The sequence below is a fragment of the Agrobacterium sp. B1(2019) genome, assembly GCF_008274755.1.
GTDB lineage: Bacteria > Pseudomonadota > Alphaproteobacteria > Rhizobiales > Rhizobiaceae > Agrobacterium > Agrobacterium salinitolerans.
In genome coordinates, this window is record NZ_VTPB01000002.1 from 536,085 (window position 1) to 558,470 (window position 22,386).

Annotated in this window: 19 protein-coding genes; 12 read left to right on the forward strand and 7 right to left on the reverse strand. The window is 60.4% G+C overall.

Annotated elements, in window-relative coordinates:
- Window positions 1-239: 239 nt before the first annotated feature.
- From xylB to AGR1_RS17245, 4 genes are all read right to left on the reverse strand, one after another.
- The gene (xylB, locus tag AGR1_RS17230; RefSeq protein WP_149148007.1) at window positions 240-1,694 is read right to left on the reverse strand and encodes a xylulokinase; all 1,455 of its coding nucleotides are present in this window, start codon (window positions 1,692-1,694) and stop codon (window positions 240-242) included.
- Between the two features lie 105 nt (window positions 1,695-1,799).
- Window positions 1,800-2,822: a LacI family DNA-binding transcriptional regulator gene (locus AGR1_RS17235; RefSeq protein ID WP_149147672.1), complete on the reverse strand. Its 1,023-nt coding sequence runs from the start codon at window positions 2,820-2,822 to the stop codon at window positions 1,800-1,802.
- A gap of 243 nt (window positions 2,823-3,065) precedes the next feature.
- Window positions 3,066-4,649: a DHA2 family efflux MFS transporter permease subunit gene (locus tag AGR1_RS17240; protein ID WP_080795827.1), complete on the reverse strand. Its 1,584-nt coding sequence runs from the start codon at window positions 4,647-4,649 to the stop codon at window positions 3,066-3,068.
- 34 nt (window positions 4,650-4,683) lie between these two features.
- A complete protein-coding gene (locus AGR1_RS17245; RefSeq protein ID WP_149147673.1) occupies window positions 4,684-5,898 on the reverse strand; it encodes an HlyD family secretion protein in 1,215 nt (404 codons plus the stop codon).
- A gap of 160 nt (window positions 5,899-6,058) precedes the next feature.
- On the opposite strand from AGR1_RS17245, the gene AGR1_RS17250 reads away from it, so the two are divergent.
- From AGR1_RS17250 to lysS, 5 genes are all read left to right on the forward strand, one after another.
- Window positions 6,059-6,745, forward strand: a complete 687-nt coding sequence (locus AGR1_RS17250) for a TetR/AcrR family transcriptional regulator (RefSeq protein ID WP_080795819.1) — start codon at window positions 6,059-6,061, stop codon at window positions 6,743-6,745.
- Window positions 6,746-6,908: 163 nt separating this feature from the next.
- Entirely contained in the window at window positions 6,909-7,667 is a 759-nt protein-coding gene (locus AGR1_RS17255; protein ID WP_080795814.1) for a TerC family protein, read from the forward strand.
- A gap of 238 nt (window positions 7,668-7,905) precedes the next feature.
- Window positions 7,906-9,678 carry an SLC13 family permease gene (locus AGR1_RS17260; RefSeq protein WP_080795812.1) on the forward strand — a complete coding sequence of 591 codons (1,773 nt, stop codon included), beginning with the start codon at window positions 7,906-7,908 and terminating at the stop codon, window positions 9,676-9,678.
- 248 nt (window positions 9,679-9,926) lie between these two features.
- Window positions 9,927-11,384: a glutamate--tRNA ligase gene (gltX, locus tag AGR1_RS17265; protein ID WP_149147674.1), complete on the forward strand. Its 1,458-nt coding sequence runs from the start codon at window positions 9,927-9,929 to the stop codon at window positions 11,382-11,384.
- Between the two features lie 220 nt (window positions 11,385-11,604).
- Complete coding sequence (lysS, locus tag AGR1_RS17270; RefSeq protein WP_149147675.1) at window positions 11,605-13,104, forward strand: lysine--tRNA ligase; 1,500 nt, start codon at window positions 11,605-11,607, stop codon at window positions 13,102-13,104.
- Between the two features lie 159 nt (window positions 13,105-13,263).
- Here the strand turns inward: lysS and AGR1_RS17275 are convergent, their stop codons facing one another.
- A complete protein-coding gene (locus tag AGR1_RS17275) occupies window positions 13,264-14,181 on the reverse strand; it encodes a hypothetical protein (RefSeq protein WP_246669669.1) in 918 nt (305 codons plus the stop codon).
- Window positions 14,182-14,465: 284 nt separating this feature from the next.
- Between AGR1_RS17275 and AGR1_RS17280 the strand changes: the two genes are divergently transcribed.
- The 5 genes from AGR1_RS17280 (at window position 14,466) to AGR1_RS17300 (ending at window position 18,339) form a co-directional block, all read left to right on the forward strand.
- Complete coding sequence (locus AGR1_RS17280; RefSeq protein ID WP_162927615.1) at window positions 14,466-15,356, forward strand: metal ABC transporter substrate-binding protein; 891 nt, start codon at window positions 14,466-14,468, stop codon at window positions 15,354-15,356.
- Window positions 15,353-16,261, forward strand: a complete 909-nt coding sequence (locus tag AGR1_RS17285; protein WP_187772217.1) for a manganese/iron ABC transporter ATP-binding protein — start codon at window positions 15,353-15,355, stop codon at window positions 16,259-16,261. Before AGR1_RS17280 ends, AGR1_RS17285 begins: the two co-directional genes overlap by 4 nt.
- On the forward strand, window positions 16,242-17,102 hold the full coding sequence (locus tag AGR1_RS17290) for a metal ABC transporter permease (protein WP_149147677.1): 861 nt from the start codon (window positions 16,242-16,244) through the stop codon (window positions 17,100-17,102). Before AGR1_RS17285 ends, AGR1_RS17290 begins: the two co-directional genes overlap by 20 nt.
- Window positions 17,099-17,953, forward strand: coding sequence for a metal ABC transporter permease (locus tag AGR1_RS17295; protein WP_149147678.1), 855 nt, complete (start codon window positions 17,099-17,101; stop codon window positions 17,951-17,953). Before AGR1_RS17290 ends, AGR1_RS17295 begins: the two co-directional genes overlap by 4 nt.
- 212 nt (window positions 17,954-18,165) lie before the next feature.
- Window positions 18,166-18,339 (forward strand): DUF1328 domain-containing protein, encoded by a 174-nt coding sequence (locus AGR1_RS17300; RefSeq protein WP_003499086.1) that lies wholly within the window; start codon window positions 18,166-18,168, stop codon window positions 18,337-18,339.
- A gap of 55 nt (window positions 18,340-18,394) precedes the next feature.
- Here AGR1_RS17300 and AGR1_RS17305 read toward each other — a convergent pair whose 3' ends face one another.
- On the reverse strand, window positions 18,395-19,126 hold the full coding sequence (locus AGR1_RS17305; protein WP_149147679.1) for an SDR family oxidoreductase: 732 nt from the start codon (window positions 19,124-19,126) through the stop codon (window positions 18,395-18,397).
- Window positions 19,127-19,325: 199 nt separating this feature from the next.
- On the opposite strand from AGR1_RS17305, the gene AGR1_RS17310 reads away from it, so the two are divergent.
- Window positions 19,326-20,099, forward strand: coding sequence for an IclR family transcriptional regulator (locus tag AGR1_RS17310; RefSeq protein WP_080795795.1), 774 nt, complete (start codon window positions 19,326-19,328; stop codon window positions 20,097-20,099).
- A 105-nt stretch (window positions 20,100-20,204) separates the two neighbouring features.
- On the opposite strand, the gene tal is transcribed toward AGR1_RS17310, so the two are convergent.
- Window positions 20,205-21,170, reverse strand: a complete 966-nt coding sequence (gene tal, locus AGR1_RS17315; protein WP_080795790.1) for a transaldolase — start codon at window positions 21,168-21,170, stop codon at window positions 20,205-20,207.
- 206 nt (window positions 21,171-21,376) lie between these two features.
- On the opposite strand from tal, the gene AGR1_RS17320 reads away from it, so the two are divergent.
- Window positions 21,377-22,363 (forward strand): sugar-binding transcriptional regulator, encoded by a 987-nt coding sequence (locus AGR1_RS17320; RefSeq protein WP_187772218.1) that lies wholly within the window; start codon window positions 21,377-21,379, stop codon window positions 22,361-22,363.
- The last annotated feature ends 23 nt before the right edge of the window (window positions 22,364-22,386 follow it).

A 22,386-nucleotide genomic window follows, 5' to 3' on the forward strand; every position in this document is an offset into this window, starting at 1 on the left:
GGTGGTTCCTCCTTGGTGGGTTTAAATTGCGTTTCAAAAATTCGAGGTTGGAGGGTGGGGTTTACCCCCCTCTGTCCTGCCGGACATCTCCCCCTCAAGGGGGGAGATCGACTCGTGGTTACGTCCTCAACTCTCGCAAGGCGGCGTATGAAGTGAAGTATCCGCCGCTTGCCGATCTCCCCCCTTGAGGGGGAGATGCCCGGCAGGGCAGAGGGGGGTGAAGCAGCACCCTCAGCACCTCAATGCGAAAGCCCCCTGATCGCCGGATAAACCGCGTGATACCGCCGGTAAGCCTCCTCATAGGCACCGGCCAGATCAGCCACCGGCTCAATCGTCCGGGCCGTCTCCGGCTGCGAGCACACCGCCACCGGATCAGCCCCGGTCGCAGCAATCAGCCCAAGACGCGCCGCGCCGAAGGCCGCACCGAAATCGCCCTCGGCTGGAATATCGACGGGCACACCAAGCGACGTAGCAATCGATGCCAGCCAATAGGCCGAGCGCGAGCCGCCGCCGATGGCGGTGACGCGGGAAATGGAGGTGCCGGCGGATTTCAGCGCTTCGAGATTGTCCCTGATCGCGAAGGTCACACCCTCAAGCACGGCCTGCGTCAGCGCCTTGCGGTCGCTTTCATGCGAAAGGCCGATGAAGGAGCCGCGAATGGCGGCGTCGTTGTGCGGGGTGCGCTCGCCGGAAAGATAGGGCGCGAAGGTCACGCCGGTCGGCGCAAGCAGCGTCTCGCCCAACTCGCCGGTCAGATCGGCAGCGGATTGGCCTGTGAGGCGCGAATACCAGTTCAGCGCGTCGGTTGCGGAAAGGATGACGCCCATCTGGTGCCAGGTATTGGGCAGCGCGTGGCAGAAGGCATGCACGGCGCTTTCCGGCTTCGGCAGATAGGAGGCATTGGCGGCAAAGAGCACACCCGAGGTGCCGAGCGATACGAAGGCATGGCCTTCCTTCACCGTGCCCATGCCGCAGGCGGAAGCGGCATTGTCGCCTGCGCCGCCAGCAACGACGGCACGGTCGGAAATGCCCCATTCGGAAGCAAGCTCGGCGCGCAGCACGCCTGCCTCGTCCGTGCCTTCCACCAGCGACGGCATGTGTTTTTCATCAAGCCCGGTGGCAGCAAGCAAATCGGAAGACCATTTGCGCGCCCCGGTATCGAGCCAGGAGGTGCCGGCGGAGTCGGACATCTCGGAGATATATTCGCCCGTCAGCCAAAGACGCAGGTAATCCTTCGGCAGCAGCACCTTGGCGACTTTCGCGAAGATCTCGGGTTCATTCTCCGCCACCCAGGCAAGCTTCGGCGCGGTGAAGCCGGGGAAAACGATGTTGCCGGTGATCTTGCGGAAACGAGGATCGGCATCCAGCGCTGCTGCCTCGGCGTGAGAACGCGTGTCGTTCCACAGGATGCAGGGGCGCAGCACCTTGCCATCGGCATCAACAAGTGTTGCGCCATGCATCTGGCCGGAAAGGCCTATGCCCTTGACGGCGGCAAGCTCTTTCGCAAACTGCTGCTTCAGGCCGGCAACGGCTGTTTTGGTGGCGGCAATCCAGTCTGCCGGCTCCTGTTCGGACCAGCCATGATGCGGGCGCGAAACGTCCAGCGAGCCGTTGGCCGATCCGATGATTTTCTGATCGCCGTCCATCAGCAGGGCTTTGACGCCTGAAGTGCCAAGATCGAGACCGAGATACATGTATTTCTCCATTCCGGCGCGCCACGCGCCGCTTTCAGCGTTTTTTAAAAGTCGCCGCATTTCCGGACGGAAAACCGGCGGCCACTTTTCCTGGAAATGCTCTCCTCAGGGCAGATTGTCCCTGAGGAATATGTCGATACGGATACGTTCCTGCGCGGCGATGACGGGCAGACCGTCGGCGCGCGCCTTCAACACGCGGATGGCGCTGCGCACCTCGTGGCCGGCATCCTGGTTGAGCACGGCATCCAGCAGCCCCTCCCGCAGCGCATTGGCGGTGTTTTCCGTCAGTTCATGGGCGATGACCGAAAGCGTCCTTTCGCCGTCTGCGGCCCCAAGCGCCCGGATGAGGCCACGATTACCTGCACCGAGGCTATAGATGCCTGACAGTGAGGCGTTGCCGAGCGCCTCGCGCACCAGCGTCTCGACGGTCAGCGGATCGTCCCTGCCCTCCAGCACCGGCAGCAGGCGCACCTGCGGAAATTCGGTTTCGATGACGGCGCGAAACCCTTCCAGACGCTCGCGATGGTCACGCACCAGCATGGAGCCGGCAACAACAGCGACATCGCCGCCGCGCCCGGACAGGAAACGCCCCATCAGGCTCGCCGCCGTGCGCCCGGCCGCGACGTTGTCCACACCGGCATAATGATCACGCCGAGAGCGCGAGAGGTCGGAGACCAGCGTGACGGTGGCGATGCCGTCTTCCGCCAGCCGGTCGGCGGCTTCGGCCACATCCTCGGAATCAGTGGCGACAAAGGCAACGCCGGACGGCTTTTCCCGCCGCGCAACTTCCAGAGCCTCGGTCAGCGCCGCAGCATTAAACGGCGGCACCTCGATAACGCGAATGGCCGTGCGCTCCAGATGGGAGCGGCTGGCGGCGGCCCGCACCTCGGCGCGCAGCGTCGCCATAAAGGAATTGTCATTGCCGGGCAGGATGAAGACCATGGAATAATTGCGGCCCTTAGCCAGATTGGCGGCCGCGATATCGCGCACATAACCAAGCTCGGCAATGGCCGCCTCAACCCGCGCCCGCGTTGCCGCATGCACGCCGGGACGCATGTTCAGCACCCGGTCGATGGTGGCAAGGCTGACGCCCGCCCGCTCGGCGATATCGTGAACTGTCGGCTTCATGGCTCCTCCCTCCCCCTTGCATATCCAGCTTTGCCGCCGCCGTAAATCGAAAAATGATGTACGTACCTCATATTATACAAAAAGGCGGTATCGGGTTGGCGGCTCTTCGCGAAACGGCACCGCGTGTTCCCCCACGCCGGGGAGAAGAAATATGCCGCCCCCGCGCACTCCATAATCAAAACAAAAAAAGGGGCCGTCCTTTTCGACGGCCCCAGCTCTGCGGTGGATGGGAGGGGATTGTTATCAGTGCGCCGCATCTGGCGGCGGCGCTGCCTTCGGTTTCTGGATCAGCACGGTCATGAAGATCAGGCTTCCGAACAAAATCGTCAGCGCAAAGAATACATCCGCGAAGGCCAAAATCCATGCCTGCTGCGAGACCATGCCAACCATTTTCTTGACCGCGACGGAGGCCCCGTCCAGCCCGTAGGAATCGTAGTTGGCGCCCACACTGTTCAGCCATTCCAGCGCCTGCGGGTTGGAGTAGCTGATATGTTCGGCCAGCCGCACATAATGGTCGTCCGTGCGCTGCGACAGCATGGTGTTGATGATGGCAAGGCCAACCGCCCCGCCGAGGTTACGGGTGAGGTTGAACAGACCGGACGCGTTGCGGATACGCGCGGGCGGCAGCGTGCCGAGCGCGATATTGTTGATCGGCACCATACACATCATCAGGCCGAAACCGCGCAAGATCTGCGGGATCAACAGCTCGTAGAAATCCCAGTCTGTCGTCACATGCGTCATGATCCAGGTGCCGCAGCCGAAGCTGATGAAGCCGATGGCCATCATGATGCGCGGATCGAGCTTGGTGGAGACCTTGCCGGCAATCGGCGCGGTGAAGAACATGGCAAGACCGGAAACGAACATGGTCTCGCCGATCATCAGCGCATCATATCCCCTCACCCGGCCGAGATAGAGCGGGTAGAGATATGTAAGGCCGTAAAGCCCAATGCCCATGACGAAGGAGAAGAGCGAGCCGATGGAGAAGTTGCGGTCGGCAAAGGCGCGGATATCCACGACAGGGAATTCCACCTTGAAGGCACGCCAGAAGAACACGACCGCGCCGATAACCATGGCCACCGAACCGAGGACGATATGTTCGTCGTTGAACCAGTCCTTGTTGTTGCCCTCTTCCAGCACATATTCCAGCGAGCCGAGGAAGACGGCCATGGAGATCAGCCCCCACCAGTCGAACTTCTTCCAGAGCGACCGCTCCGGCTTGTCGAAATCGATCAGGCTCCAGGTCAGGATGGTGACGATGATGCCGGGGATAATGTTGACGAGGAACAGCCAGTGCCAGGAAAAGGCATTGGAAAGATAACCGCCGACCGTCGGGCCGATGGTGGGTGCGAGCGTGGCGACGAGACCGATGATCGGCGAGACGACCGAGCGCTTCGAGGGCGGGAAGATCGTAAAGGCCGCCGCAAAGACCGAAGGGATCATGCCGCCGCCGATAAAGCCCTGAATCGCACGATAGACGATCATCTGGTCGATATTGGTAGCGGTGGCGCAGAGCGCGCTCGATATGGTGAAGCCCGCAGCACAGGTGGCGAAGAGCACCCGCGTGGAGAGAATGCGCGCCAGCGTGCCTGACAGCGGGATCATGATCACTTCGGCGATCAGGTAGGAAGTCTGCACCCAAGCGATCTCATCGGACCCCGCACCGAGGCCGGCCTGGATTTCCGCAAGCGACGCGGAGACGATCTGAATGTCGAGAATGGACATGAACATGCCGAAGACCATCGCGAAGAACGCGATGAGCCTGCGCCTGTCCATCGGAGGATCGGCGGGGATGGACGCCCCGCCCGTACCGACAACCGTAGCCGCCATGATCTTGACCTCAACGGCGCATCAGCGATGCGCCTTACTTGGCTTCCGGGTTAGCTTGCGCCGTTTTCGTGGTTTCCGGCGCCGTGCGGGTATCGACATCGACAACGACGCTCAGGCCGGCACGCAGATTGTGCTTTGCAAGGTCTTCCCTGGAGAAGACGATACGAACCGGCACGCGCTGGATAACCTTGGTGAAGTTGCCCGTCGCATTTTCCGGCGGCAGCATGGAGAAGACCGAACCCGAGCCGGGCGAGATCGACTGCACCGTGCCTTCGATGGTCGCATCGTCGAAAGCATCGACATGGACGCGCACCTTCGAACCGGGCACGACGCGGGCAAGCTGCGTTTCTTTGAAATTGGCGTCGATATAAAGCTCGTTCATCGGCACCAGCGAAGCCAGACGCTTGCCGACAGACACCAGATCGCCATTCTGCACCGCCAGATTACCGATGACGCCATCATAGGGTGCCTTCAGAACCGTGAAGGACAGGTCACGGGCGGCCTTGTCACGCGAGAGCTGCAGCGAACGGATGGTGCTTTCGGCTTCCTCGCGCTGGGCACGCAGAAGTTCCACATTGGCCTTGGCCGACGAGATGGCGGCATCGCCGGCCACGACATTCGCCTTGGCCTGATCAAGCGCTACCTGCGCATTGTCGGAGGCGGCGACCGTGCCGACATCCTTCGCCTGCAGCTCGCTGGCGCGCTTATGGGTAATTTCAGCGCCGCGAAGGGCAGCATCCAGCGCGCCCTTCTGGGCAACCGCCTGTTCCAGTGCAGCCTCGCCGCCGATGATCTGCGCATCGATACGCTTCAGCGACAGTTCTTCGGTGCGGATCTGCGCTTCGGCCTGCTCGAGGGCGATGCGGTAATCGCCGTCGTCCAGCGTCACAAGCGGATCGCCTGCCTTGACTTCCTGGTTCTCGATGACGTTCACCTTGGCGACGTAGCCGGAAACCTTCGGCGCGATGACGGCGATGTCGCCTTCAATATAGGCGTCGTCCGTCGACACAAGGAAGCGCCCGTCGGTCCACCAGTTATAACCATACCAGCCGGCACCGGCCAGCAGGGCGACGGCGATGACGGGGAGAAGCTTGGAACGCTTTTTCTGCTTCGGCGCAGCCGTCGTCTGAGCGGGCGGCGTGGCCGGAGCCGCGGCCGGCTTTGCGGGAGAGGTCTCGGCCTTGGCGGAGATATCCGCCTCTTCCGCATCGTTGACGGCGCGAACCGCGCTATTCTTCTGGGCCGACATGAGAGCTTACCGTGATAGATTGAAGAAAGTTTTTCGAACTGAACCGTTCGGTTCGATTGACATAATCTCTTTCCTGACACATATCAAGCGTTATCGAACCGATTGGTTCGACGTTCGGTTATTTTTTTTTACGCCATTGCAATGCTAAGAGGCGGTAGCGATGGCAGGTGAAGACAGGGATATGGAGACGGAAACGGAAACGGGCTGTCCGGGCAATGCCGCCGGGCGTTTTGCGGCGGGCGAAGACCCGGCCAAACGCGAGCAGATTCTGGCAGGTGCCTGGCGTGTGTTCAAGCGCAAGGGTTTCGATGCCGCCAGCATGAACGACATCACGCGCGAGGCGGGCGTTTCCAAGGGCACGATCTATGTCTATTTCTCCAACAAGGAGGACCTTTTCGCCGCGCTGGTCGATCACCACCGGCAGGAATTCGCCAACTCGATGCGCGATATTCTCGCCGGCACCGAAGAGGTGCGCGACGGGCTGAGACAATTCGGCAAGGCCTTCGCCAACAAGATGATCTGTTCCGAGATGATCCCGGCCATGCGGTCGGTCATCGGCGTTATCGACCGCATGCCGAAATTGGCGCAGCGCTTCTTCATCGCCGCGCCCAACAATGTCCGCACCGTGCTCCAGGATTTCATCGAACATCATGTCGCGCTCGGCCATCTGCAGGTCGATGACGTGGAACTGGCCGCCCGGCAATATATCGAACTTTCCACCGGCACTTTCTTCAAACTGCGCCTGTTCGGAGAAATCGAAGGCCCGGTTCCGGAAGAAGAGCTGGACCGGGTGATCGCCAGCGCCATTATGGTATTCATGGCCGCCTACGGAACCGACAAGGCCTGAAATCATTCAGCAACGGAAAATACGCCAATGCGCGGACTGCGCGAAATTTCGATGAAATCCTGCGCCGTGGAGCCATCATTTCCTTGTTTCTCGCGTATTGCGCTATAAGTTCCACCCACCGAATGTTTCGGCTGGCCTTGTTGCTGAAAGGAAAAACGACCTGATGGAGTCCATTCTCCCTCTTTTATCTGACCCCGCCGCCTGGGTGGCGCTCGTCACGCTGATCGTCATGGAGGTCGTGCTCGGCATCGACAACCTGATCTTCATCTCCATCCTCACCAACAAGCTGCCGCCCGAACAGCGCGAAAAAGCCCGCAAGATTGGCATCGGCCTTGCGCTCATCATGCGCCTCGGCCTGCTCGGCACCGTCGCATGGATCGTGCAGCTCACCACGCCGGTCTTCGAAGTCTTCGGCCATGCTTTCTCGTGGAAGGACATGATCCTCATCGCCGGCGGTCTCTTCCTGATGTGGAAGGCCACCAAGGAAATTCACCACAATGTCGACCCGGAAGATCACAAGGAAGACATGGTGGGCGGCCCGGCCGCGATGAATTTCGGCGCCGCCATCGGCCAGATCCTGCTGCTCGACCTTGTCTTCTCGGTGGACAGCATCATCACCGCCGTCGGCATGACGCCGCATCTGCCGATCATGATCGTCGCGGTCATCGTGGCCGTCACCGTCATGCTGCTGGCCGCAACGCCGCTCGCCAACTTCATCGAGCGCAACCCCACCATCGTCATGCTGGCGCTCGCTTTCCTGATGATGATCGGCACGACGCTGATCGCCGAAGGCATGGGCTTCCATGTTCCGAAGGGCTACGTCTATGCCGCCATGGCGTTCTCAGCACTGGTGGAACTGCTCAACATGCTCGCCCGCAATGCGAGGCGCAGGAAGAAGGCAGGCGCGGAAGAGGCGCATTGACGGCGCTTCCTTTTGTCATGCGGACCAGATCCCGCATATTTTCAGCCCAAGCACTTGGGCTGAAAAAACTCTTCCCGCCGCGTGAGAGCCGCGGCGGCCGGATACCGGTGCAGGGCCGGCATGACGGAAAGGCAGGAACGCCGTCTCCACTCCGGAACCGCTTCACCCCGGCTTGCGTTCTTTGATATCCTCGTCGATAGAGTCATTCTCCGCTTCTCCTTCGAAAGCATGAACCAGCATGACGACAGACCAGATCCTCGCCTTCACCGTCATCGCCGGCATGATGGTTGCGTTCATCTGGGACAGGCTGCGTTACGATGTCGTCGCCTGCAGTGCGCTGCTCGTGGCGGTGGTTCTTGGCGTCGTGCCTTTCGACAAGGCTTTTTCCGGGTTTTCGGATGATATCGTGATTATCGTCGGCAGCGCTCTGGTGGTCAGTTCGGCGGTGGCGCGGTCGGGCGTCGTTGACATGACAATCAAGAAATATTTTCCCGAAATGCATTCGAAGAGCCTGCAACTTGCCTTCCTGATGATCGTCGTCGCGGTCATGTCAGCCTTCATCAAGAATATCGGCGCGCTCGCCATCATGATGCCGGTCGCTTTCCAGTTCGCCCGCAAGTCCGGCAGTCCGGTCTCTTATTATCTGATGCCCATGGCCTTCGCCGCACTCCTGGGCGGGCTGATGACGCAGATCGGCACCTCGCCCAATATCGTCGTCTCACGGCTGCGCGAAGAAATGACCGGACAGAGTTTTTCGATGTTCGACTTCACGCCAGTCGGAGCCGGCCTCACCGTCATCGGCATCATCTTCCTGACCTTCGGTTACCGGCTTCTGCCGGTGCGCAACCGCGAAAAGGCCTCTGTAGAGGATATTCTCGACCAAGCCTCCTATACGGCGGAAGCGACGCTGCCGGCGGACAGCAACTTTGCGGAAAAGCCGCTGCGCACGCTGCTGAAACAGGCAGATGGCGACGTGATTGCCAGCACCATCCTGCGCGGGCCGCGGCGCATCTCCCCCTTCCCCGACGTGAAGCTCAAAGCTGGCGACACTATTCTGCTCGAAGGCAGCCCGGAGGGGCTGGACCGCATCGTTTCCCAGGCAAAGTTGCAGCTCTCCGGCAAGCCGCTGATGGAGAACGGCCAGAAGACCGCCGATCTCATTTCCATGGAGGCCGTCATCAGCAATGAATCGGTGCTGAGCGGCATTTCCGCGCGCGAGCTTTCACTCTCCTACACGCGCGGCGTCAACCTGATCGCCGTCAGCCGGCGCGGCCAGCGCGTCAGCCAGCGGCTCTCCGAGCTGACATTGCAGGCGGGCGATGTCGTTCTTCTACAGGGAAGCCGCAAGAACCTGCCGCAGGTGCTGCAGGAATTTTCGCTTTTACCGCTGGCGCAGCGGGAAATCCTGTTGGGCGTGCAGCGCCGCGCGCTTTTGCCCGTCATCGTGCTCGCCGCCGCCATGATCGCCGCCGGGAGCGGGCTGGTGCCGGTCTCCGTCGCCTTTTTCGCAGCCGCCTTCCTGATGATCGTCGTCGGCGCGATCCCGCTGACCGAGGTCTATAAATCCATTGACGGACCGATCCTCGTCATGCTCGCCACCCTCATTCCCGTCAGCGACTCGCTCCGCACCACCGGCGCAAGCGAACTCATGGCCGCCTGGCTTGGCCAGGCCGCGCAGGGATTGCCACCCTTTGCGGCGCTCGGCATGATCCTGCTCACAGCCATGGCGGTCACACCTTTTCTTAACAATGCCGCCACCGTGCTGGTCATGGCCCCCATCGCCGCCGGTTTCGCCGCCACACTCGGTTTCAAGCCAGAGGCCTTCCTGATGGCGGTGGCGATTGGCGCGGGTTGCGATTTCCTCACCCCCATCGGCCATCAGTGCAACACTCTGGTCATGGGCCCCGGCGGTTACCGCTTCAGCGACTATCCGCGGCTTGGCCTGCCGCTGTCGATCATGATCGTCATCGCCAGCATTCCAATGCTGCTTTACGTCTGGCCAGTGAACTAGGACGTGAACCAGGGCGCGAACCGGCGTGCTGAACCAGGGCGGACCGCCGCCGCGCGAAGCCGCATCGCCTTCGTATTTCCTTGACGCCTGCGGTAGAATATGGCCTAAGCCGAAGCCGAACGGGAATGTGTAAAAGACGCTTTCATTGTGCCTTCCGACATGATTTCCTGCCGCATCCAAACGAAAACAACGTGACAGACGGGTGAAGCCGCCCCGATGTCACTGCCACGTCACGACGAGTGAATTTCATGACCACTTCCGGCGTTCGCGTCCGCATCGCACCTTCCCCCACCGGCGAGCCGCATGTCGGCACCGCCTATATCGCGCTGTTCAACTATCTCTTCGCCAAGAAACACGGCGGCGAGTTCATCCTGCGCATCGAGGATACCGACGCTACCCGCTCGACCCTCGAATATGAGCAGAAGGTACTGGAAGCGCTGCGCTGGACCGGCCTCACCTGGTCGGAAGGCCCTGATGTCGGCGGCCCTTACGGTCCCTATCGCCAGTCCGAGCGCAAGGCCATGTACTGGCCCTATGCCGAAGAACTGCTGGAAAAAGGCCACGGCTTCCGTTGTTTCTGCACGCCCGAGCGGCTGGAGCAGATGCGCGAAGCGCAGCGCGCCGCCGGCAAGCCGCCGAAATATGACGGCCATTGCCTTAACCTGAAAGCCGAGGAAGTCACCGAGCGCGTTGCTGCCGGTGAAGCCAATGTCGTGCGCATGAAAATCCCGACCGAAGGTTCGTGCGATTTCCATGATGGCGTTTACGGCGATGTGTCGATCCCGTGGGATTCCGTCGACATGCAGGTGCTGATCAAGGCCGACGGTATGCCGACCTATCACATGGCCAACGTCATCGACGACCATCTGATGAAGATCACCCATGTGGCGCGCGGCGAAGAGTGGCTGGCATCTGTGCCCAAGCACATTCTGCTTTACCGTTATTTCGGCTGGCAGGAGCCGGTGTTCATGCATCTTTCGCTGATGCGCAACGCCGACAAGTCCAAGCTTTCCAAGCGCAAGAACCCGACCTCGATCTCCTATTATTCCGCGCTCGGTTACCTGCCGGAAGCGCTGATGAACTTCCTCGGCCTGTTCTTCATTCAGATCGCAGAAGGCGAAGAGCTTTTGACCATGGACGAACTGGCCGCGAAGTTCGACCCCGAAGCGCTATCCAAGGCCGGCGCCATTTTCGACATCCAGAAGCTGGATTGGCTGAACGGCCGCTGGCTGCGCGAAAAGCTTTCGCCGGAAGAGTTCATTGCCCGCACACTGGAATGGGCGATGGAGAATTCCCGCCTGACCGAGGGCCTGAAGCTTGCTCAGAGCCGCGTTTCCAAGCTCGGCGAGCTGCCGAACCTTGCCGGCTTCCTGCTCGCAAGCGATGCGGGCCTGACGCCCGCTTCCTTTGCCGGGCTGAAGAGCAAGCCGGAAGAAATCCACGAAATCCTCACCACCGTTGCAGCAGATCTCGAAAAGATGCCTGACTGGAACGTGGAAGCGATCGAGGCCGAGCTGCGTGATGTGGCCGAACGGACCGGCAAGAAGCTGCGCGTCGTCACCCCGCCGCTGTTCGTCGCCATGTCCGGATCGTCGCGCTCGCTGCCGCTGTTTGACTCGATGGCGCTGCTCGGCCGCTCCGTGGTGCGCCAGCGCCTGAAGGCTGCGATTGCCGTTGTGGCGACGATGGTCGGCAGCGGAACGTAGGGCAAAGCGGCGAGGCTTTTGTTGACCCCGCTCATCAACGGTCGTCATCCTCGGGCTTGACCCGAGGATCCACGCCAGTTTCGATGAGTTTCGACAGGAAGACGTGCCGCCTGGAGAATGGATCCTCGGGTCAAGCCCGAGGATGACGGATGTGGAAAGTGTGGACGCATTTGGCGACCGCAGTAGCAAACAGAACAATGTGCCCATAAAGGCGAACACAATGACCGACACCAAGACCGAAACCACCGCCCTTTCCTCCGACGCGACAGAAGTGCGCCGCCAGAAACTTGCGCTGCTGCGCGAGCAGATCGGCGATGTCTATCCGGCGCATTTCCACCGCACGCTGACTAATGCGGAGCTGGCGGAAAAATATGCCGATATCGAAGCCGATGTCGAAACCGGCGATACGGTGACGGTGGCGGGCCGCGTTTATTCCTCGCGCAATTCCGGCATGTTCATGGATATTCATGACGCCTCGGGCAAGGTGCAGATTTTCTCCCACAAGGATACGACGCCGGAGGCGGCGCGCAACCTGCTGCCGATGATCGATATCGGCGATATCATCGGTGTGACCGGCAAGGTGCGCCGCACCAAGCGTGGCGAGCTGACGATCAACGCCGAAGAAATCACCATGCTGACGAAGTCGCTGCTGCCGATGCCCGAGAAGTGGCACGGCGTCTCCGACATCGAGCTGCGTTACCGCAAGCGCCACCTCGACATCCTCGCCAACGAGGAATCCAAGCTGCGCTTCCTGCAACGCTCGAAGATTCTGTCCGGCATCCGCCGTTTCATGGAAGCCGAAGGCTTCCTCGAAGTCGAAACGCCGATGCTGCAGACCGTCTATGGCGGCGCGACGGCCGATCCGTTCAAGACCTTCCACAACACGCTGAAGATGGACATGTATCTGCGCATCGCGCCGGAACTGTTCCTGAAGCGCACGCTGGTATCTGGCCTTTCCGACAAGGTCTTCGAGATCAACCGCAACTTCCGCAATGAAGGCGTCTCGACACGGCACAATCCTGAATTCACCATGATGGAGTGCTACTGGGCTTACGCCGATTACGAAGACATCATGGGTCTCGTTGAGCGGCTGTTCGAGACGCTGGCGATTGCCCTTCACGGTACGACCGAGGTGGAATTCCAGGGCCAGACGATCTCCTTCAAGGGCCCGTTCAAGCGCGTGCCGATGCCTGATGCGGTAAAGGAAGCAACCGGTATCGACTTCCTGGCCATCAAGACCGACGAGGAAGCCCGCGCCGCTGCTAAAGCCGCCGGCTTTGCCGTCGAGAAGGACTGGACCTGGGGCGAATGCCTTGCCTTCATCTTCGAAGAGAAGGTGGAAGGCACGCTGATCCAGCCGAGCCACGTCACGCATTTCCCGAAGGATATTTCACCCTTCGCCAAGGAAGTGCCGGGCGAGCCGCGCCTCGTCGAGCGTTTCGAAAGCTATTGCAACGCCTGGGAAGTGGGCAATGCCTTCTCCGAACTCAACGATCCCGAAGAACAGCGCCGCCGCATGGTGGAACAGCTGGAGCAGGCGCATGCCCGCGGCGAAAAGGACAAGCAGCTGGACGACGAATTCCTCGACGCCATCGACCAGGGCATGCCCCCTGCCGGCGGCCTCGGCATCGGCGTCGATCGCCTGATCATGCTGCTCACCAACGCCCCGTCGATTCGCGACGTCATCCTCTTCCCGGCCCGCCGCAACAAGGCGGATTGAGAAGAGACGAAGAAAGGGAGCTTCCGCGTGAGAAGCTCCCGATAACCTCGTTCGCTATGCCAATGACCGACCGTCCCTAATTCCTGTGCTTGTCACAGGGATGAGGAAAGACACCAGTACTTTCCGGGATTATGTGGCCTGCGCTGAATTCCGGCAACCTTAATGCCCTGCCTTGGCCTTGTCGCCACTCGGTTCACCCGCCGTCGCCTTCTCCTCCGCCGCCTGCGCAGTCGTCGAGCCCTTTCCGAAGATCAGTGATTTCAGATAGGACAGGCTGAAGATTCTGCCGCCACCGGCTTCCGGCGTCGAGGTCAGAAGTTCGTCGGCAGCCGGTTCGCCATGCGCTTCGGGAGACGGAGTTTCGCCGTGGGGTTCGGGGGTCGTTTCGTCATGACCAGGCTCTTTCGGCGCAACACCATGTTCCCCGCCGGCCTCACCCTTGCCTTCGCCGTGACCTTTGGCAGACCTGGTTTCGTGACCGCCCGCTTCAGGCTCCATGGCGGGCGTCGCGCAATCGGCGGTATCGCTGAGGCTTGCCGCCATGGCTTCGGTATCTTCGAGCGGCAGATCGATACGCAGGCCGTAAAACTGGCCGCTGCCATTGGCGGCGCCATCATAATAAAAGGCCGAATAACGATGGGCATCCGCGCCTTCGGGAATCTTTGCCGGATCGGGAATGAAGACCACCTGCGCGGCAATGGCACGACCGCGCATTTCCGAACGCAGCTGCGGACCGTTCCTGTCGAGCACGGAGACCTGAACCAGATCGGGTTTCTGCTTGTCGTAAACCGCTTGGGCGACGCGCAGTGCGGTCTTCAGCCGTTCTGCGCCGTCACCGCCCTGGGTACGAATGAATTTGCGGACCCACAGGGAACCGTTCTTGCGGATATTGACCGTCTGGACCGCGTCGCAGGAAAGCCCGTTGGTAGAGGCGTAGGATGGGCCGAGCAGCCGCTCGCTGCCGATAAAAACGGCAGCAGAGCCGGTCGCACCCGCCAAAAGCAGGATCCCGCCTCCGATCATAACGAGCTTGCGCGAAAACCGCATTCGTCCGAATACAGCTTTCACCCGCAACATCCTGACATCAAGTACCCCGTCTTACGCCCTCACCCCGAAACGTGGCTCGAAGAATGAGGAACACACGCGGGACGAGCTCCGGACCACGCTGTCCGAGCCTTGCGATAGTGCCGCTTTCTCATTGAAAAAAGTTTAATCCCAGCGGCGCAACACCAGCAAAAACGCGCCATTTTCGGACATTTGCGAAATGTGCTAACTTGCGAATGATTTGCAATAGCGTTGACAAGCGTGATTTTATAACAGATGGTATTGCGAATTAATCGCAACAAAATCTGGTGAGCCCCGTGAACTTCCATAAAATCCGCCACGCCATTTTCGCTTTTTCGCTTTTTCTTCCCGGCGCTGCCCTCGCTCAGGAAAAACCGACCGTCGTGACGACCTTCACCATCATCGCCGACATGGCGCGCAATGTGGCGGGCGATGCGGCCGAGGTGGAAAGCATCACCAAGCCGGGCGCTGAAATTCACAACTACCAGCCGACGCCGCGCGATATTCTCAAAGCCCGCAAGGCCGATCTGGTGCTTCGCAACGGCCTCAATCTGGAATTGTGGTTCGAAAAGTTCCTGGCCAACCTTTCCGGCGTGCCGAGCGTGACGGTGAGCGACGGTGTGGAACCCATGGCGATCAGCGGCGGGGCGTACCAGGGAAAACCCAATCCGCACGCCTGGATGTCGCCCGATAACGCCTTGATCTACGTGGAAAATATCCGCAAGGGCTTGACCGAGATCGACCCTGCCCATGCGGATGTCTATGCCGCCAATGCCAAGGCCTATTCGGACAAGATCAGAGCCACCGTGCAGCCAATCCGCGACACGCTTTCCGTCTTGCCTGAAAACAAGCGCTGGTTGGTGACGAGCGAAGGGGCTTTTTCTTATCTCGCCCGCGATTTCGGCCTGAAGGAACTGTTCCTGTGGCCGGTCAATGCCGACAGCCAGGGCACACCGCAGCAGGTGCGGGGCGTGATCGACGCCATGCGCGAGCACAATATCCACGTCATCTTCAGCGAAAGCACGGTTTCCGCCGATCCCGCCCAGCAGGTGGCGAAGGAAACCGGCGCGGCCTATGGCGGCATTCTCTATGTGGATTCGCTGAGTGAAGCTGACGGCCCGGTCCCGACCTATCTGGATCTGCTGCGTGTGACGAGCGAAACCATCGCCAAGGGACTGTCTTCATGAGAATGGGCAACAAAAAAGCTGGCGGCGGCCTGACGGTTCAAAATGCGACAGTGACCTATCGAAACGGCCACACCGCATTAAGAAATGCCAGCTTTTCCATCCCCCGCGGAACGATCACTGCACTTGTCGGCGTCAATGGCGCCGGCAAGTCCACGATTTTCAAGGCGATCATGGGTTTCGTGCCGCTGGCCGCCGGTTCCGTCTCTATTTTCGACCTGCCGGTAAAGGAGGCGCTGAAGAAAAACCTCGTCGCTTACGTGCCCCAGGCCGAAGAGGTGGACTGGAGTTTTCCGGTGCTGGTGGAGGATGTGGTGATGATGGGCCGTTACGGCCACATGAATTTCCTGCGCATCCCCTCGAAACGCGACCACCAGATGGTGGAAGAGGCGCTGAAACGCGTCAACATGCTCGATTATCGCAAGCGCCAGATCGGCGAACTCTCCGGCGGGCAGAAGAAGCGGGTGTTTCTGGCCCGCGCGCTGGCGCAGGAGGGTCACGTGATCCTGCTGGACGAGCCGTTCACCGGTGTCGACGTGACAACGGAAGAGCAGATCGTCACGCTTCTGAAGGCGCTACGCGACGAGGGCCGGGTCATGCTGGTCTCCACCCATAATCTTGGCAGCGTGCCGGAATTCTGTGACCGCGCCGTCTTCGTCAAGGGCACGGTTCTGGCATCGGGCAAGACGGCGGACACCTTCAACGAGGAGAACCTGCAAAAGGCCTTTGGCGGCAGCCTGCGCCACTTCGTGCTTGGCGGGGCCGACCTGCATAATGACGCCGATCCGCGCCGCGTTAAGGTCATAACCGATGACGAGCGGCCCTTCGTGATCTATGGCAAGAACGGCCAGAACGGGCGTGATCCTGAGGCTCCGAAAGAAAAAGTCGATGATAAACAGCCTTCTTGAGCCTTTCACTTATGGTTATATGCTGAACGCCATCTGGGTCAGCGCACTGGTGGGCGGCGTTTGCGGCTTTCTCTCCGCCTATCTGATGCTGAAGGGCTGGTCGCTAATCGGCGATGCGCTTTCCCATGCCATCGTTCCCGGCGTTGCTGGCGCCTATATGCTGGGCCTGCCCTTTTCGCTCGGCGCTTTTCTTTCCGGCGGGCTTGCGGCCGGCTCCATGCTGTTCCTGAACCAGAAGACGCGGCTGAAGGAAGACGCCATCATCGGGCTGATCTTCACCTCGTTTTTCGGGTTGGGTCTGTTCATGGTGTCGCTATCGCCCACCTCGGTGAATATCCAGACCATCGTGCTCGGCAATATTCTCGCGATCACCACCGAAGACACGATCCAGCTGGCGCTGATCGGCGGCATCAGCCTCATCGTGCTGGCGCTGAAATGGCGTGACTTCATGGTGGTGTTTTTCGATGAGAACCATGCCCGCACCGTGGGGCTGAAACCGGAAGTGCTGAAGGTGATCTTCTTCACCCTGCTGGCCGCCTCCACGGTTGCCGCATTGCAGACGGTCGGGGCCTTCCTCGTCGTTGCCATGGTGGTGACGCCGGGCGCCACCGCCTATCTGCTCACCGACCGTTTCGAGCGGCTGATCCTGATGAGTCTCATCATCGGCGCGGCCACCAGCTTCGTCGGCGCCTATCTCAGCTATTTCCTCGATGGCGCGACGGGCGGCGTCATCGTCGTGCTGCAGACGGCGATCTTCCTTGCCGCCTTCATCTTTGCGCCCAAACACGGCCTGCTCGCTTCGCGCGCCAAGGCTCGCAGGGCGCTGGAGCAAACGCCATGAGCGACTATTTCGAACTCGCCCTCCTGCCGTTTCAACTGCCCTTTATGCTATATGCCTTCATCATCACGCTGATGATCGCAGTGCCGATGGCGATGCTCTCCTGTTTTCTGGTGCTGAAGGGCTGGTCGCTGATGGGGGATGCGGTCTCCCATGCCGTGCTGCCCGGCGTGGTGGTGGCCTATATCGTTGGCATACCGCTTTCCATCGGCGCCTTCATCGCCGGCATGATCTGCGCGCTCGGCACCGGTTTCATCAAGGAAAACAGCCGCATCAAGGAAGACACGGTGCTCGGCATCGTCTTCTCGGGAATGTTCGGTCTGGGGCTGGTGCTTTATGTGAAGGTGCAGAGCGATGTGCATCTCGATCACATCCTGTTCGGCGACATGCTGGGCATTGCGCCCTCAGACATGCTGGAAACCGGTCTGATCGCGCTGTTCGCCACGCTGTTCCTCGGCATCCTGCGCAAGGACCTGCTGGTCAACGCCTTCGATGCGCAACATGCAAGAGCCATCGGCCTGCCAGTGCGTATCCTGCATTATGGTCTGTTGATGGTTCTGTCGCTCACCGTGGTCGGCGCGTTGAAGGCTGTGGGCATTATCCTCTCGGTGGCCATGCTGGTGGCGCCGGGCGCAATCGCCTTCCTGCTGACCCGGCGTTTTTCCGCCATGCTGCTGGTGGCCATTACGGTCGCGGTCGCCTCATCGCTTTCGGGCATATGGCTAAGTTTCCTGATCGACAGTGCGCCGGCCCCCACCATCGTCATGTTCATGAGCCTTGCTTTCGTTGCCACCTTCATCCGTACCACCTGGAAGGCCCGGCGGATCGATGCTGCGGCGGAAACAGGCTTCTAGAGCATCTCCGGTGAAAGCCGGTTCACCTGAAATGCTCTTTCTCTTTGCTTTTACGCAGTCCGAACGCAAAACCGCTAACGCACTTTTGCTGGACATGCTCGAGAACAACGATTTTTGCGGGCGCGTGGAACATTTTCCCCTTTTGCGCGTCATTTTGCTGAGCCCGTCGCGGGGCGGCGGGCTCGGGAAAATTATGCAAAAGGGGAAGCACCATGCTGAAGTGGGCTCTTATTTTCTTTGTCATTTCTTTGATCGCAGGCGTATTCGGCTTTACCGGCATTTCGGCGGCCGCGGCGGGCGTGGCCCGCATTCTGTTCTTCATCGCCGTGGTGATCTTCCTGGTCTTCCTCGTGCTTGCGCTGATGGCCGGAAGCGCCGTCGTCTGAACGAAAAAGGCGACCGGTTTTCACCGGTCGCCTCTCCTTATTCCAATATTGATAATCAGCCTGTCCATCCGCCGTCGATCACATGGATCTGGCCGGTGGTGAAACCTGCCTCGTCAGAAGACAGATAGGTCACAAGCGCCGCGATTTCTTCCGGCGTGGCGATGCGGCCCATCGGCTGGCGGGCGATGAAATCGGCCAGCGCCTGTTCGTAATTGCCGGTGGCGCGCAGGCGGTCATGCAGGGATGGGCTATCGACCGTGCCGGGGCAGATGGCGTTGCAACGGATGCCCTTGGTGACGAAATCGGCAGCAATTGCCTTGGTGAGGCCCACGACGGCAGCCTTGGAAGCCGTATAAGCAAAACGGTTCGGCACGCCCTTCACGCTTGATGCAACCGAAGACATGTTGACGATCGCGCCTTTGCCCTTTTCCAGCATGCCGGGCAAGAAGGCGCGGCAGGTGCGGTACATGGCCTTGGCGTTGAGATCGAATGAGAAATCCCAGTCCTTCTCTTCGCAGTCAAGAATGGTGCCGGAATGAACGAAACCGGCGCAGTTGAACAGCACATCCGCATGGCCGATATCGGCTGCGAAATCCTTGACGCCCTCGCCATCAAGCACGTTCAGAACCCGGGTTTCCGCGCCCTTCAGGGTCGAAAGCGCCTGTTCATTGATATCCGTGGCGATGACGCGCGCGCCGAGCGAGATAAACCGCTCCGCCGTCGCCCGGCCGATACCCTGACCGGCGGCGGTGATCACCACTGTCCGGCCGTTAAAATCCTGCACCATGAATAGCCTCCCGCTAAGGCGCGCCCGCCCTTCGGGGACCGGACCGCTGAATTTCGATGATCTCAAATATGGATCGACAATTCATATGTAAACGCGGTATTCATATGGCGTCAAGCAAACTTGCGCGGATGCGGGGTATCGGGCAACCATATTTTAAAGTACCCCGCCGGGCGCACACACAAACCACCATCGAGGCCAGATGACCGACGAAGACAGCGAAAGATATCGCGCCCCCGCCCTCGACAAGGGCCTGGACATTCTCGAACTTCTGGCCCGCACCGATGGCGGGCTGACGCAGATCGAGATCGCCAAGTCTATCGGCAAAAGCCCGAACGAGCTTTATCGTATGCTGGACCGGCTGGTGCGCCGCGGTTATGTGCAGCGGCTTGAAGGAGACCGCTTCTCATTGACGCTAAAGATGTTCGGGCTGGCGCATTTCCACGCGCCGATCCGCCGGCTGGTTTCTTTCGCCGCACCGGTCATGCGCGATTTTTCGGCGAGCGCCGAGCAGGCCTGTCATCTGGCGGTTTATGATCGCGGCAGCGTCGTCGTCATCGCCCAGCAGGAATCGTCCACCTACTGGGCCATGTCCATGCGGGTCGGCGCGCAGATGAGCCTGTTCCACACCGGCTCCGGACATGTGCTTCTGGCCTTCCAGACTGAGGCACAGCGCGAAATCATGATAACCGAACAGGTGCGCGGCAGCGGCGAAACCGTGCCGCCGGACCTTGCCGGGCGGCTGGCGGAGGTGCGCAAGAACGGTTTCGAATCCATGGACAGCCTCCAGACCGCCGGCGTGCGCAATATTTCCGCGCCGGTACTGACGCTCGATGGCACGGCGCTCGCCGTCATCACCTGTCCTTATATCACCACGCTCGGCGGCAAGGCGCCAACACGCGAGGCCTGCGAAGCGCTGATCCGCGAGGCGGCGAAGCGGATTTCCGAAGTGGCGACCGGCAACGGAAATTCCTGAAACGCACAAAAAACGCGACCGGCAGGGACCCGATCGCGTTTTGAGTGACTGGAGATTATATCTCTTAAACGTCGGGGGAACGTGGATGGTTCCCCCTTTTTTGTATCAGGCCGCAGCCAGCGTCAGCTCCTTGCGGACCATCTCACGCAGCGTCACCAGATCCTTGGCGAACAGGCGGATGCCTTCCGAGAGCTTCTCGGTGGCCATCGCATCTTCGTTGAGCGCCCAGCGGAATGCCTTCTCGTCGAGCGACTGCAGCGGCTCTGCCTTGACGTTGTCAGCCGAAAGCTTGCGCTCCAGCTTGCCGCTGTCCTTGTCCAGCTCTTCCAGCAGCGCCGGGCTGATGGTCAGGCGGTCGCAACCGGCCAGCGCTTCAATCTCGCCGACATTACGGAAGGAAGCGCCCATGACGACGGTGCTGATGCCGTTGGCCTTGTAGTAATTGTAGATGCTGCGCACGGAAACGACGCCCGGATCGGTCTCGGCGGTGTAGGTCTCACCGGTCGACTTCTTGTACCAGTCGAGGATTCGGCCGACGAAAGGCGAGATGAGGAAGACCTTGGCTTCGGCGCAGGCAACCGCCTGGGCTTGGGAGAAAAGCAGGGTCAGGTTGCAGTCGATGCCTTCGGACTGAAGAACCTCAGCGGCCTTGATGCCTTCCCAGGTGGAGGCGAGCTTGATGAGGATGCGTTCACGCTCGATGCCGCGCTCCTTGTAGGCGGCGATGATGTGGCGCGCCTTGGTAATGGAGGCTTGCGTATCGAAGGAAAGGTCGGCATCGACTTCGGTCGACACACGGCCAGGCACGAGGCCGGCAAGCGCTGAACCGACAGAAATGGCAAGACGATCGGCAACGGCAGCGACGACAGCGTCGGACTGGCCGCCCTGCTTTTTGCCCCAGGCAACGGCTTCCTTCACCGCATCGGCAAATGCCGGCGTGCCCAGCGCCTTTAGAACGATGGTCGGGTTGGTGGTGCAATCCACCGGCTTCAGGCGTGCAACCGCCTCGATGTCACCAGTATCGGCAACAACAGTGGTGATGGCGCGCAGTTGTTCGAGTTTGGACGTCATGGCGAATGATCCTTCATGATCTCTGGTAAACTTGCTCAGCCGTCATTTCGTTCCCGCACCATGGGTGCGCCCAAGGCCGAAATCGCGGTTTGTCCGGCTCCGACTATCGCAAGGCGCGCGGTCGAAAGTCAAGACATTTGCGCATCGCAATTGACATAAGTTTCACGCCTGCGATACTCGGTCGCTAGTAAAGAATGGCGGAAACCGTGGCAAAACTGAGAAGAGACACCCATACGGCCTATTCGGAAGCGGCGTCTCTGCGGCTGCGCGCCGCATGGCTCTATTATAATCAGGGCATGACGCAGAAAGACGTCGCGGAAAAACTCGGCATCAGCCGCTCCACCGTCATCCGCCTTCTGGACGAAGCGATGAAACGCTCCGAAGTGCAGATATGGATCAACGAAGGCATTGAAGACTTCGTCGAGCTGGCTGGCCGGCTGGAGGCGGCTTACGGGCTGGACGAGGCGGTGATCATCCCTTCCCCCGGCCCATCCCCAGACAAGGCGAACGCTGAAGGAACGGCCAAGGCCGTCGGGCTGGCGCTTGGGCAGTTCCTCTCCGAAGCGGTGCCGAACGAGGCCACCATCGGTGTCGGCTGGGGCCGCACCATGACCGCCTCGCTCTCCAGCTTTCGCCCGCCACGCCGGGAGAATTGCAAGGTCGTCTCGTTGCTCGGCGGTATCGTCGCCGTGCACCAGACCAACCCCCTCGATTACACCTGGCGGCTGGCGAGCGCGCTCGGGGCGGAATGTTACATGTTCCTCGCGCCGCTCCTGGTGGATTCCGTCGAGACAAAACGGGCGCTGATCGAAAAATGCGGACTCGCCACCCTTTACGATCTCGCCGAAACGCTAGATCTCGCCATCGTCTCCTGCGGCGATATCGGCCCGCATTCGACCTCTTTGTCTGAAGGCTTCATTTCCAAGGCAACGCTACAGGAACTCATCGACGCCGGCTGTGTCTGCGACACCATGTTCAATTTCATCGATGCCGAGGGCCGCTCGGTCGATCACCCGATCAACCAGCGCGCCATGGCAATCGATCTCGACACGCTGCGCAAGGCCAAACACATCGTGCTGGCCTCCGGCGGCGCCCACCGCGCCACCGCCATCCGCGCCACAATCAAGCGCATCGGGTGCAATACGCTGATAACAGACGAGGCGGCGGCGCGGGCTTTGATGGAGCTGGTTTAAGCCTCGTAAATCGATTTAGGCCC